The organism is Kineococcus sp. G2 (assembly GCF_037154035.1).
Classification (GTDB): domain Bacteria; phylum Actinomycetota; class Actinomycetes; order Actinomycetales; family Kineococcaceae; genus Kineococcus.
The window spans coordinates 1-12,671 of record NZ_JBBBEM010000122.1; the positions used below are offsets into that span (position 1 = coordinate 1).

General features: G+C 75.9%; 10 protein-coding genes. 3 read left to right on the forward strand and 7 right to left on the reverse strand.

Features of this window, described 5'->3' with window-relative positions:
- Together V9U69_RS17075 and cydC are read left to right on the forward strand one after the other, a co-directional pair.
- Positions 1–865: cytochrome d ubiquinol oxidase subunit II (locus V9U69_RS17075; RefSeq protein WP_337063058.1), on the forward strand; the 865-nt coding region annotated here is incomplete at its 5' end.
- A gap of 74 nt (positions 866–939) precedes the next feature.
- On the forward strand, positions 940–4,305 hold the full coding sequence (gene cydC / locus V9U69_RS17080) for a thiol reductant ABC exporter subunit CydC (protein WP_337063059.1): 3,366 nt from the start codon (positions 940–942) through the stop codon (positions 4,303–4,305).
- Positions 4,306–4,315: 10 nt separating this feature from the next.
- Here cydC and V9U69_RS17085 read toward each other — a convergent pair whose 3' ends face one another.
- Together V9U69_RS17085 and V9U69_RS17090 are read right to left on the reverse strand one after the other, a co-directional pair.
- Entirely contained in the window at positions 4,316–4,876 is a 561-nt protein-coding gene (locus tag V9U69_RS17085; RefSeq protein ID WP_337063060.1) for a Uma2 family endonuclease, read from the reverse strand.
- Between the two features lie 86 nt (positions 4,877–4,962).
- Complete coding sequence (locus V9U69_RS17090; protein ID WP_337063061.1) at positions 4,963–5,505, reverse strand: hypothetical protein; 543 nt, start codon at positions 5,503–5,505, stop codon at positions 4,963–4,965.
- Positions 5,506–5,649: 144 nt separating this feature from the next.
- Between V9U69_RS17090 and V9U69_RS17095 the strand changes: the two genes are divergently transcribed.
- On the forward strand, positions 5,650–6,894 hold the full coding sequence (locus V9U69_RS17095) for a sensor domain-containing phosphodiesterase (RefSeq protein WP_337063062.1): 1,245 nt from the start codon (positions 5,650–5,652) through the stop codon (positions 6,892–6,894).
- 142 nt (positions 6,895–7,036) lie between these two features.
- Here the strand turns inward: V9U69_RS17095 and V9U69_RS17100 are convergent, their stop codons facing one another.
- The 5 genes from V9U69_RS17100 to V9U69_RS17120 form a co-directional block, all read right to left on the reverse strand.
- Positions 7,037–8,317, reverse strand: coding sequence for a flagellar cap protein FliD N-terminal domain-containing protein (locus tag V9U69_RS17100; RefSeq protein WP_337063063.1), 1,281 nt, complete (start codon positions 8,315–8,317; stop codon positions 7,037–7,039).
- 137 nt (positions 8,318–8,454) lie between these two features.
- Complete coding sequence (locus tag V9U69_RS17105; protein WP_337063064.1) at positions 8,455–8,826, reverse strand: hypothetical protein; 372 nt, start codon at positions 8,824–8,826, stop codon at positions 8,455–8,457.
- Positions 8,823–9,251 (reverse strand): flagellar export chaperone FliS, encoded by a 429-nt coding sequence (gene fliS / locus V9U69_RS17110; protein ID WP_337063065.1) that lies wholly within the window; start codon positions 9,249–9,251, stop codon positions 8,823–8,825. The genes V9U69_RS17105 and fliS overlap by 4 nt, the downstream gene beginning before the upstream one ends.
- A 216-nt stretch (positions 9,252–9,467) precedes the next feature.
- Positions 9,468–10,874, reverse strand: coding sequence for a flagellar filament capping protein FliD (fliD, locus tag V9U69_RS17115; protein WP_337063066.1), 1,407 nt, complete (start codon positions 10,872–10,874; stop codon positions 9,468–9,470).
- Positions 10,875–10,976: 102 nt separating this feature from the next.
- A partial coding sequence (locus V9U69_RS17120; protein WP_337063067.1) for a tetratricopeptide repeat-containing glycosyltransferase family 2 protein occupies positions 10,977–12,671 on the reverse strand: 1,695 nt, incomplete at its 5' end.

A 12,671-nucleotide genomic window follows, 5' to 3' on the forward strand; every position in this document is an offset into this window, starting at 1 on the left:
CGTGACGTTCGCCGCGTTCCCCGACTGGTACGCGGCCCTGCTGTCGGGGCTGTACCTGCCGATGGTGGCGATCCTGCTGCTGCTCGCCGTGCGCGGGGTGGCGATCGAGTTCCGCGGCAAGCACGACTCGGCGAGCTGGCACGCGCGCTGCGACGCCTTCCTGGCCGCCTCCTCGCTGCTGCTGGCCGCCGGGTGGGGCGCCGTGCTGGGCGTGCTCGTGCAGGGCCTGGCCCTGGGCGCCGACGGCGAGGTGCACGCCGGTGCCGGAGCGCTCGGCGGGCTCACCCGGTCCCTGGCGCCGCTGGGCACCCCGTGGGCGGTGCTCGGCGCCCTGGCCGGGGTGCTGCTGGCCACCGTGCACGGCGCGACGTTCCTGTCGCTGCGCACCACCGGGGTGCTGCGGGCGCGGGCGCGGCACCTGGCGGTGGCGAGCGCCCCGGCGCTGGCGACGTGCGCGCTGGCGGTGTTCGTGGCCGCCGGTCACCCGGCGGTGGCCGCCGCGGCGGTGCTGCTGGCGGTGGCGGCCGTGGCGGCCTGGCGCCGCGCGGAGGCGCTGGCGTTCGCCGCGTCCAGCCTGGCGGTGGCGGTGGCGGTGGTGGCGGTGTTCACCGCGCACGCGCTCGACGGCCCGGCGGTGCTGCTGCCGAGCACCCTGTCGCCGGCGGCGGACGTGACGCTGCGCGCGGCGGCCGCTTCACCTGCGGCGCTGGAGCTGATCTCCGTGGTCGGCGTCGTGGTCCTGCCCGGGGTGGTGGCGTACCAGCTGTTCTCGTACTGGGTGTTCCGCGCCCGGGTGGCCAGCGGTCACGGCCCGGTGCGCGGTGCGCGCACCCGCCGTCCCGTCCCGGCCCGCGCGGGGCGGTGACGATCCCCACGTCCTCCACCGCCCCCCTCCCCGACATCGCGGAAACCACTGTTTCCGCCCCTGGAGGCGTCTCCGTGACGGCGGAGACCAGTGTTTCCGCCCCGTCTGGGGTCACCGAGCGCCGGCCGCGCGGGCCGGTCGACCCGCGCCTGCTGCGGCACGCCCGTCCCGCCCGGCGCGGTGTCGCGGCCGTCGCCGCGGTGGAGACGGCCGCGGCGGGGCTGCTGGTGGCGCAGGCGTTCGCGCTGGCCGACCTCGTCGTGGCCCTGTGGGGCGGCACCGACGCCTCGCGCGCGCTGTGGGCGCTGGCGGGGGTCGTCGTCGCCCGGGCGGCGGCGTCGTGGGCGGCGAGCGCCCTGGCGCAGCGCACGGCGAGCGCGGTGCGCGCCGACCTGACCCGTCGCGCGGCCGCGCGCGCCGTGGAGCTGGGCCCGGCGGGGGTGCAGCGCTTCGGCGCGGCCCGCCTGACGGCGCTGCTGGCGCAGGGTCTGCCCGCGCTGGACGGCTGGTTCACCCGGTACCTGCCGGCGCTGGTGCCGGGGGTGCTGCTGCCGCCGGCGGTGCTGGTGCTGCTGGCGCTGCTGGACACCGGCTCCGCGCTGACGGTGGCGCTGACGCTGCCGCTGGTGCCGGTGTTCGCGGTGCTGCTGGGCCGGGCCACGCAGGCGCGGGCGCGGCGGCGCTGGCGGGCGGCGCGCACCCTGTCGGCGCACTTCCTGGACGTGGTGCGGGGCCTGCCGACCCTGCGCGCGCACCGCCGCGCCGGCCGTCAGGTCGAGGCGGTGGCGGCGACGACGGACGCGCACCGCCGCGCCACGCTGGGCGTGCTGCGGGTGGCGTTCCTGTCGTCCACGGCGCTGGAGCTGGTGGGCACCCTGTCGGTGGGGCTGGTGGCCGTCACGGCCGGGATGCGACTGGCGGGCGGGACGCTGGACCTGCGCACGGCGCTGCTGGTGATCCTGCTGGCGCCGGAGGCGTACCGGCCGCTGCGGGAGGTGGGGGCGCGCTTCCACGACTCCGCGGACGCCACGGCCGTCGTCGACGACGTCGACGAGCTGCTCTCCTCGCCCGCCGTCGTGGCGGGGCCGGGCGGGGACGCCGCCGGGCTGCGCCTGGAGGGGGTGCGGGTGCTGCGCGCCGACGGTTCCGCCGTGGTGGCCCGTGCGGACGGTGCCGGGGTGGACGTGGCGGTGGCGCCGGGTGAGGTGGTGGCCCTGGCCGGGGCCAGCGGCGCGGGCAAGTCGACGCTGGCGCGGGTGGCGGCCGGTCTGGTGGTGCCGGACGCGGGTGCCGTGCGGCACCCGCTGGGTGCGCAGGCGGTGGCGCACCTGCCGCAGCGGCCGACGTTCCCGTTCGCGCGCACGGTCGCCGAGGCGGTGCGCGCGGGCCGGTCGGCGCCGGACGAGGAGGTGGCCGCGGCGCTGACGATGGCGGCCGCGGCGGACCTGGACCCGGCGCGCGCGCTCGGTGAGGGCGCCAGCGGCCTGTCGGCCGGTCAGCGGCAGCGCCTGGCGCTGGCCCGCACGTTCCTGGGGGTGCTGCTGGGGGCGCGGCGGCTGGTGCTGGACGAGCCGACCGCGCACCTGGACGCCGCGGCGGAGCGGGCGGTGGTGGCGACGCTGCGGGAGCTGGCCGCGCGGGGGTGCGCGGTGCTGGTGGTCGCGCACCGCACCGGCCTGCTGGCGGCCGCGGACCGCGTCGTGACCGTGACCCGCCCGCCCGCCCACCCCTCCCCCTGCGCGGAAACCAGTGTTTCCGCCCCGCCGGGCATCCCTGCGACGGCGGAAACAACGGTTTCCGCCCAGGGTGGGGGGTGGGTGCCGTCGGTGCGGGCGCGCGCGGCGCTGGCCGTGGTGGCCGGGGCGGCTGCCGTGCTGGCGGGTGCGTCCCTGACCGCGACGGCGACGTGGCTGATCGTCACGGCGGCGGACCGGCCGCCGGTGCTGACGCTGTCGGTGGCGGCGGTGGTGGTGCGCGCCAGCGCCACCGCCCGCCCGCTGCTGGTGCTGGCCGAGCGGCTGCTCTCGCACGACGCGGCGCTGTCGCGGCTGGCGCAGCGGCGCGCGGCGGTGGTGGCGGCGCTGGTGCCGCGCGTGCCGGGGCCGCTGACGCGGCGGCGCGCCGGCGGGTCCGGTGACCTGCTGGTGCAGCTGGTGCACGACGTGGACGCGCGGGTGGACGCCCTGCTGCGCTGGCGGCACCCGGTGGCGGCCACGGCCCTGGCGCTGACCCTCGCGCTGGGGGCGGCGGCGCTGGCCGACCCGGTGCTGGCGCTGGCGGCGCTGCCGGGGCTGGCGGTGGCGGCGGTGCTCGCCCCGCTGGTGGCCGGCGTGGCGGAGCGGCGCGCCGACGCGCACCGCGACGACGTGGCGGCGCTGGCGCAGGCGGGCGCGGAGACCGCTGAGGGCGTGGAGGACCTGCGGGCCACGGGTGCGCCGCAACCGCTGGAGCCGTTGCACCGCAGCGTGTCCCGCCTGGCCGCCGGGGAGCGGCGGCGGGCGCGGGCGGCGGCGGGCACGGCGGCGCTGCAGGCGCTGGGCGCGGGCCTGGCCGTGCTGGGCCCGGCGCTGGTGGCGCCCGCGTCGGACGCGGGTGCGGCGTGGGCGGCGGCGGTGGTGCTGGCGGCGGCCGTGGCCGCGGAGGCGACGCGGGGCCTGCCGGACGCGGTGCGCGCCCGGCACCGCGCGGTGCAGGCCGAGCGGCGCGGCGCCGACCTGCTCGCCGTCCCGGCGGCTGCCTCGGAACCGGCCGCCCCGCGCCCGCTGCCGCCGGGCCGGGCGCTGCGGCTGCGCGGCGTGGTGGCCGGCTGGGAGGAGCCGGCGCTGCGGGGCGTCGACCTGGACCTGGCTGCCGGCGAGGTGGTGGCGGTGCGCGGCGCCTCCGGAACCGGCAAGTCCACGCTGGCGGCGGTGCTGATGCGGTTCCTGGACCCGGAGGCGGGTGAGGTCGCCCTCGACGGGGTGCCGCTGGTGCACCTGGCCGGTGACGACGTGCGCTCGGTGGTGGGTCTGGTCGCCGACGACGAGCACGTCTTCGCCACCAGCCTGCGGGAGAACCTGCTGCTGGCCTCCCCCGGCCGCTCCGACGCGGACCTGCTCGACGTGCTGCACCGGGTGCGCCTCGGCGACTGGCTGGCGGCGCTGCCCGCGGGCCTGGACAGCCGTCTCGGCGACGGCGGCGCGCCCCTGTCCGGCGGGGAGCGGCGACGACTGGCGATGGCGCGCGCCCTGCTGGCGGACGTGGCGGTGCTGGTGCTCGACGAGCCGAGCGAGGGGCTGGACGAGGCGACCGGCCGGGCGCTGGTCGCGGACCTGGTGCGGGCGCGCGGGGAGCGCTCGGTGCTGCTGCTGGCGCACCGCGACGAGGGCGTGGACCTGGCGGACCGGGTGCTCGAGCTGCGCGACGGGCGACTGGTGGAGGGCGGCCGGGCCGCGGCGTGAAGGGTGGGCGTCAGCCGAGCAGGGCGGCGACGTCGATCACCACGGATCCCACACCGAAACCGACCTCGGTGGGCGGGGCACCGCGTTCCAGCGAGACCCCCGGCACGAAGACCCCGTCCCGCAGGACGAAGGCGGTGACCCGTTCCCCGTTCGGATCGACGATCCAGTAGTTGGGCAGACCGGCGGCGGCGTACTTGAACACCTTCCAGACGAGGTCGTCGCTCCGGTTGGACGACAGGATCTCGACCACCAGGGCAGGGGTCCCGGTGAAGCGGGCGTCCGCGCGTCCGAGCGCCGGACCGACCGGGTGGACCATCACGTCGGGGATGAACTCGTCGCGAGCGGGCTTCCACGCCCACGCGGCGTTGACGTCGTACCCCTCCGGCAGGACCTGCTCCAGGGCGAACGCCAACCGCAGGGAGATCTTCTGGTGCTGACGGGTCGGGCTGGGGCTCACGACCAGTCGCCCGTCGATGTACTCGGCACGGGGGTCCTCCGGCAGGCGCTCGTACTCCTCCCAGGAGAGGACGCGACCGATCCCGGACGGTTCGGTCACCGGCTCGCTCGTCATCGCCTCGCACCTCCCGTGGGTCGCGACCAGCCTAGCGGCGCGCAGCGGCGTCCGCCGGGACCGTCACAGCCCGGAGACCGGGCGCATCAGACGCGGTCGAACACCCCGCGCTGGCGCGGCACCCGGGCGGTGGTGGCCACGGGCTGCTCGACGGTCAGCAGCCGGCTGGGCACCTCGGTGAGCGTGTCGGCGGGAGCGCACGCCGCGCCGGGCAGCGCCTTGTGCAGCAGTCGCGCGGAGCGGTGGGTGCCGCGCACCACGTCGTCCACCCGCACCGCCAGCGCCGGCGCGTCCCTCGCCTCGCCGAGCACGCGGCGCAGCTCCTCGACGTCGGCGCGGACCTTCTCGCCGGGCAGCACGCACAGCGCCCAGTCGGCCTCGACGTGCGCGAGCGCGGCCTGCTTGGCGCGGTCGCGGTCGTCGGCCCAGAACCCGCTGACGACGGTGACCGCCGGGTGCAGGGTCGCCTCGAACGCGGCCGTGCCGGGGGCGACGTGGTCGGCGGTGTCGTAGACGACGACCTCGTCGGCGACGTCGACGAGGTCGCGCAGGTCGGCGTCCAGGGCGGGCGGGGTGGTGCTGCCCTGCAGGACGAGGCAGGCGGCGAGGCTGGGGCGGGTGCTCGGCATGGCGGTCTCCTCGGGCGTGAGCGTCATCACCTTGAGCATCGGCGCGCACCTGCCGGGGGTTACGCGCCACGCCGGGGTCTTTACACGGTGTTGACATTCACTTTGCGATCGCGTGACGGTCCGCTCGCACGACGGACGCTTCCGGTGCCGGCGCTCAAGCCCCGGGCGGGAGGTGCCGACGCGTTCGAGGTGGTGACGAGCGCGACGACGACGGCCCCTGGCACCTCCCGGACGGCGCGGTACTGCGCCCTGGACGCCCTGCTGGAGACGACGCGCCGCCAGATGGGCGCGGACCTGACGTACGTGGCGGCGCTGGGCGCCGCCCCGGACGGCTCGCAGCGGCGCCTGCGCGCCGTCGTCACCCCGTTGCCGCTGCCGGTCGCCGCCGGGGACGCCGAGCCGCTGGCCGGCACCCTGTGCGAGCGGGTCGTGCGCTCCGGGCAGCCCGTGGTCGTGCCGGACACCGGGGCCGACGACCGGGCGGCCGGTGCGCGCGCCCGCGGCATCGGCGCCTACGTGGGCGTGCCGCTGCACCGCAGCGACGGCTCCCTGTACGGGACGCTCTGCTCCCTGTCCGCCCGCCCCGACGCCGGGCTGCGGGAGCGGGACGCGCAGGTGCTGCGCGTGATCGCCGGTGTCGTCATGGAGCTCGTCGAGGAGGAGGACGCCGCCGACGCGCAGCGCCGCGCCGTCCTGGACCGCCTCGCGGGGCTGGACGCCACCGGTGGCCCGGGCATCGTGTACCAGCCGGTCGTGGACCTGCGCACGTCGCAGCACGTGGGTGCGGAGGCGCTCAGCCGCTTCCCCGCCGGCACCGCCACTCCCGACGTGTGGTTCGCCGACGCCGCGTCCGTGGGCGCCGGGGCGGACCTGGAGCTGCGGGCGGTGCGCTCCGCGCTGGCGGGCCTGCCGCACCTGCCGGGGTTCGTGTCGGTGAACCTCTCCCCCGCCACCCTCCTCGACCCGGGCCTGACCCGGGCGCTGGCGGGTGCGCCGCTGGACCGCGTCGTCGTGGAGGTCACCGAGCACGCCGCGATCGACGACTACGCGTGCCTGCTCGCGGCGCTGGCGCCGCTGCGCGCCGCGGGGCTGCGGGTGGCGGTGGACGACACCGGCGCCGGTTACGCGAGCCTGCGGCACGTCCTGGCGATCCTGCCGGACTTCGTGAAGCTCGACATCAGCCTCGTGCGCGGCATCGACGGCGACCGGTCCCGGCGCGCCCTGGCGGCGGGTCTGGTGACGTTCGCGGAGTCGACCGGCGCGGCGATCGTCGCGGAGGGCATCGAGAGGGCCGAGGAGCTGGCGGTGCTGCAGGCGCTGGGCGTCTCGCACGGGCAGGGGTACCACCTGGCGCGACCGGCGCCGCTGGTGGTGCCGGCGGCGGGGTGAGAGCCCTGCGGTGGTGAGCCGCCCCCGAGCCCGGGCGCACCCGGTGACGGGCCGGCCGCGGGGTACGGGGCACCTGGGAACGCGCACGGCCGCCCCGCAGGAGCGGGACGGCCGTGCGCGTGCGGTGCCGGAGCGGCTGAGGTCAGACCTGCGCGAGCCGCCCCTGGAGCCAGGCGGACTGCTGCTGGAGGGACGCCAGCGCGCTCTCCAGCTGCGGCTGCTGGCGCTGGTACGCGGTGCGGACCTCCGCGAGGGGTTCGGCCGCGGACAGCGCCGCACGGCCCGTGACGTCGATGAGCCGCTCGACGACGCCGGCCTGCGCGTCCTGGGCGGTCCCGTCGACCAGGGCACCGGCCGTGCTCGTGGGCGCGACGACGGCGCGCACCGCGACCGGGTCGCTCTGGTGAGCAGCGCGGAACGCCGTCTCGTCGAACGCCAGCCGCCCCTCGTCCACGCGCAGCCCCACGCGTGCCACCGCGCTCGCGGCGACGGGTGCCGTCAGCGCGGCGGCGAGACCCGTCGCCGCGTCGGAGGTACCGGATCCGCGACCGATCTGGTCCAGGGCCGCGTTCGTGGCCTCCACGACGGCGCGCAGACCGGCCACCACGCGGGAGGTGTCCGGCTTGGCCGTGACGGTGACCGGGTCCGGTCCCGCCTGCGTGGCGGTCACCGTCACGCCCGGCAGGACGTCGGGGAACGTGTTCGTCGACGAGGCGAGCGTGCGACCGTCGGAGGTGCGCAGCTGCGCGTCGGCGCCCGGAGCGACCGCTTCGAAGGCGGCGCCCTCGGCGCTCACCGGCACGTCCCCGGCCGCCAGCGGTCCCCGGGGGCGGGGCGGGTCCGTCGGCTGGGCCAGCTCGAACGAGCCGTCCTGCCCGGACTTCGTCGCCGTCAGCTGGAGGCGGTACTTGCCGTCGCCGATGGAGATGGCGACGGCGGTGACGCCGAGGTCGCTGGCCTTGCGCAGGGCCGCCGCGATCTCGTTCATGGTCCCGGACCCGGGGCGGAGGCTGCCGATCTTCTGCCCGTCCCGGATGACGTCGAGGGGGAACCCGAGGGTGGCCTCCTCCAGGCGCTGCGACAGGGTCGCCTCCTGCGTGCTCACGACCGACTTCGCGGAGGCGAGCCGGGAGACGGTGACGTCGACCGCGCCGGCGACGGCGGCCGGGTGCGCCACCGCCACGACGGACGGGGACGACGCCGCTGCGGTCACCGGCGCCCAGCTCGCAGCTGCGGTCAGGGCGTCGGCCGCGGTGCGCAGCGACGCCAGCTTGAGGTTGATGGCGCGCGCGTCGTCGGCCTCCTGGCCGCCCGCCGGCGGCTGCCCGTTCCGACGCGCGGTGGCCGCCGCGTCGAAGGCCGCCGCCGGGGCGGTGACGTACGCGCTGACGAGACCCCCCCTGGGTCCCTCGACTGCGTCCATGGCTGAGCTCCTTCCTCACGGTCCAGCAGGACCCGTACCCCTGTGAGGTCGGCGCGCCGCCGCGGGTCTTGAGCCGCGGCGGGCCGATGTCGCCGGATCGGAGCAACGCCGCGCGGCCCCTCGAGCGCGGGCCGGTGTCAGAGGGCGCGGTCCACGTAGACGGGCTGCGGCTCAGCGCGTTCCAGCTTGCGCAGCGCCGTCACCTGCGTGCGGGTGCTCACGAGGGCCCGGGCGAGCTGCTCGCTGACGTCGAGCTGGCGCTGCAGCAGCAGCCGGGCCCGTTCGGCGTGCTCCGGGGGGACCGGCCCGGCCAGCGCCGGCGGCGTCCAGGCGGGCGGGGCGACGGCCTCGTGAGCCGCTGCGCCGGCGTGGAGGGTGCGCAGCAGCTCCTCGGCGGCGTCGACGTCGAGCTCGACGCGGTCCAGGGCGCCTGCCCAGGACCGCCGCCACGCCGCGTCGCCGGCCGGGGCGTGCACCGCGGCCGGGCGCTGCTCGGGGGCAGTGGTCACGCAACGCCCCCGGTGGAGGCGCTGGAGCCGCTGGCCAGGTGCTCCAGGGCCGCCTGGCGCCATGCGTCGGCGAGCGGCTCGACGATGCCGGTGCGCGCCCGCGCGACGCGCTCGGCGTCCTGCTTCAGCTGTGCGCCCAGGAGCTCCTGCAGCAGCCACGTGTACAGGGACGACAGGCCCGGCCCGCCCTCCCACGCGTCCGCCTTCAGGCTGGACTGCAGCTCGACGACGATGTCCTGCGCGTGCTTGAGGTGGGCACCGGCGCCGGCGCGGTCGCTCTCCCCCAGCGCCGTCTCGGCGCGCTGCAGGTCGAGGACGAGGCGGTCCCACAGCATGACCAGCAGCGTGGCGGGGCTGGCGGTGGCGAGGCTGTTCTCGACGTACCGGTTCGAGCTGAACGCGCGGCTCTGGGCCATAGCAGTCATGCATCAGTCCTTCGCGGGAGGGCCCCGGTGGGGCGGTTGCTCCCCTTCCATCGGCAGGTGCGCGACGCTCTGGAGCGGATCGGCCGATCCGGTGTCACCCGCTGCTCACGCACTGTCGCCGTCGAGGTCGCCGTCGAGGTCGCTGGGACGACGTGCACCGGAACGCACGAGGGCCGGTCCACCGCTCACGGTGGACCGGCCCCGGCGGGTCGAGGGTCAGAGGTTGGCGAGCTGCCCGGACAGCCAGCTGGACTGGCTCTGGAGCGAACCGAGCATCGTCTCCAGGCGCGAGTAGTACTTCTGGTAGCGCTCCCTCTTCAGCTCAAGGCGGTCGTCCCACTCGGCGATGCGGTCGTTGAGCTCCTTCACGGCGTCGTCGCGACCCTTGGCGGCCTTGGTCAAGCTTCCGCTGGAGGAAGAGGCGCCTTCCGCGACCTTGAGGAGGCGCTCGACGACTCCCTCGCCACCGGATGTGGGGTCCACGCTGGTGGGCGCCAGCTTCTCGCGCACCCCGTCGGGGTCGTCGGCGTAGGCTTCGAGGAACTTCGTGCGGTCGAAGGTGAGCGTGCCCTCCTTGGTGGACTGGATGCCCATGCTCCCAGCAGAGGCGCCACCGGCCAGGGCGTAGGTGACGGCGCTGACGACCTGGCTCTGCAACTGGCGCAGCGTGGTGTCACCGCGCAGTGCGCCGGCGCCGGTGACGGTGCCGTTCGCGCCGATCGCGCCGGCCTTGGACTGGTTGGCGATCTCGGCGAGGGCTGCGTTGGCTGCGTCCACCAGGGCCTTGACGGAGTCGGCGACCTTGTCGGGCGCCGCGTTGGCCGAGACCGTCACGTAGTCGCTCGTCGTCGCCGAGACGGTGAGGGTGACACCCGGCATGACATCGGCGAAGGTGTTCGTCGAGGAGACCACCTTGGTGGCGTCCGAGGTGCTGCCCTTGACGAGGTTCAGCACCGCATCCTTGGCCGCGGACAGCTCGGTGAACTCGGTGGCGTACCCGTCGTCCACGGACACGGTGCTGCCGACGGTCGGCGGCGTGCCGTTGTGGGACTTCAGCGTGAAGTTGCCGGCGGTGCCGGAACTGGTGGCCGTCAGCTGCAGCCGGTAGCTGCCGTCGGCGGTCTTGACGGCGGCGGCACGCACTGCCGTGTTGGCGGCGCTGCCGTTGATCTCGGTGACGATCTGGCCGAGCGTGCTGGTGCTGGAGTCGAAGTTGGCCAGCACCTTGCCCTGGGCGTCGAGGACGCTGAAGGCGCCGGCGGAGGCGGTGCCGCTGGTGGTGTCCGCCCACCCGTCCTGGCTGAGCAGCGAGCGGTTGGCCGCGAGCTGGTCGACGGTGAAGGAGGTGGAACCGGTCAGCGCCGTCCCGGAGGAGGTGGCGACGACGGACGTCGAGGTGCTGCTGACCGAGGTGGGGCTCCACCCGCCGGCCTTCGTCAGCGCCTCGGCCGCCGTCTTCAGGGCGAGCATCTTGGTGTTGACGGCCTGGTAGCCGGTGCTGGCCTTCTGCGCCGTCGTGACCGCCGTCTTCAGGCGGTCCTGCGGCGCGGCGTCGAGCTGGACCAGCTGACTGATGATGCTCGAGGTGTTGAGGCCCGAGACGAGCCCGTCGACTGCTGCCATGGTGGCGCCTCCTTCCGTGGATGCGGTGTTTCTGTGGTGATCGGCCGGTCACCCCGACCGCTTGACCCCCCGTCGCCCGGTCGGACGCGGGTGCTGCTGCCCTCAGACGTCCGCCGGGACCCAGGCGGCTAGGGTCGCAGCGGTGCGCTGCTGCTCGGTCTCGTCGAGGCTGTTCCACAGGGGCTCGAACGCAGCCGCCGCCTCGACCTGGCCGAGCACCTGGGCCAGGACGAAGAGAGCGATGCAGCGCTCCGCCCGCGGGCCGCCCTCGTCGTCCGCGAAGCGGCGCAGCGGGCAGTAGCTGGAGAGGCCCGCCTCGCGCAGACGCAGGGACCAGGCGAGCTTGCCCTCCAGCGGCAGCCGCTGAGCCAGGGTCGCTCCGGCGACGAGGACCCGGGCTGGGGAGCGGCCCGCCGTGTGGAGCGCGGTGAGCCACGCGTCCGCGTAGGGGGGCTGGACCGAGAAGCACTCGCGCAGGGAGCGTTCGACGAACGCGTCGTCGACGAGGGGGGCGATCGCCCCCAGGTCCACGCCTGCAGCGAGCGAGGTCTCCAGGACCAGAGCCAGGGAAGCGGCGTCGTACCCGCTGCGGAGCACATCGGTGAGCACTCGCAGCGCCCCGTCGACGTTGCCCCGGACCGCCTCCAGCTTGGCCAGGAGCATGCGGGCACCGCGGGCGTCGTAGGGCGACCCCCAGGGGTCCACGCCGTCTCGCGCGCGTGACAGGTGGTGGACGGCCTGCCGCACATCACCGCAAGCGTGCGCCAGCTCCGCACTCATCTGCCGCACCCGGCCAGGCGCCTCGCCGGCCGCTTCGGCGACCCCGATCCAGGCGTTGCCTTCCTTGCGCCGCTTGAGCACGGTGGCGGCGTGGACGGCTGCTCGGGCGCCCAGTGCGAGGGTCAGGGGATCGCGGGTGTGCTTGGTCATCTCGGCCAATGCGCCCAGCGCCTCTGCGTGCTCGCCCGCGTCGGTCAGCGAACGCCCGAGGTGCAGCCACCCACGGGCCGCTTCCTCGCCGTCGCCGGTGAGGCCCTCCACCATGCGACGTGCGATCTCGAGGTTCCGCTCGACCTTGCTGCGCGCTTCCCGGACGTCGGCGAGGTACCCCGAGTGCACCACCGTCAAGGGAGCGCACTCCACGCTGTCCTGGAGCATCGCCCCGCTCTCGACGTTCACGAGGTACTCGTGCAACGCCCCCGCCCACCGCCCCGCCGAGCGACGGAAGATCCTCCCCATCACGGTGTCGCTGACGTTGCCGCCACCACGCACGGTCGGGGAGGCGATGCGCAGGGAGACGCCGTCGCAGGTGAGTCCGGTCACGTAGTCGCGGAACGCTTCGACGTCCCCGGAAACCACCTCGTCCGCGTCGATGGTGAGAACCCACTCGCTGGTGACGTGCTCGACACCTCGGTTCCGCGCCGCAGCGAAGTCGTCGTCCCAGTACCCCTCGATGACGACGGCTCCGCACGCCCGAGCGATCTCTCGCGTGGCGTCCGTGCTCCCCGTGTCGTAGACCACGATCTCGTCGACGAAGGGTGCCACGGCGTGCAAAGCTTCCTCGATGACGGCCTCTTCGTCCTTGACGATGAGAGCGGCACTGATCGTGGAGCGGTGTGTGCGGACGGCGCCGGAGGGGAGCTGTCGGTCGGTCGTGAGGGTCACTCGGTCTCCCGGGGACGATGTGTTGAGCTTCCCCCCTCCATCGGTAGATGAAGCGGAACCCCGAGCGCTTCGGGCGACCGATTCGAGCAGTGGTGCTCGGGAACGACGACGGGGCGGGGAGCTGTTGACCGG

Bases quoted from the DNA above. Each gene is read 5' to 3' on its own strand.
- V9U69_RS17085 (WP_337063060.1), bottom strand. From the start codon at position 4,876: ATGACGAGCGAGCCGGTGACCGAACCGTCCGGGATCGGTCGCGTCCTC.
- V9U69_RS17090 (WP_337063061.1), bottom strand. From the start codon at position 5,505: ATGCCGAGCACCCGCCCCAGCCTCGCCGCCTGCCTCGTCCTGCAGGGC.
- V9U69_RS17100 (WP_337063063.1), bottom strand. From the start codon at position 8,317: ATGGACGCAGTCGAGGGACCCAGGGGGGGTCTCGTCAGCGCGTACGTC.
- fliS (WP_337063065.1), bottom strand. From the start codon at position 9,251: ATGACTGCTATGGCCCAGAGCCGCGCGTTCAGCTCGAACCGGTACGTC.
- fliD (WP_337063066.1), bottom strand. From the start codon at position 10,874: ATGGCAGCAGTCGACGGGCTCGTCTCGGGCCTCAACACCTCGAGCATC.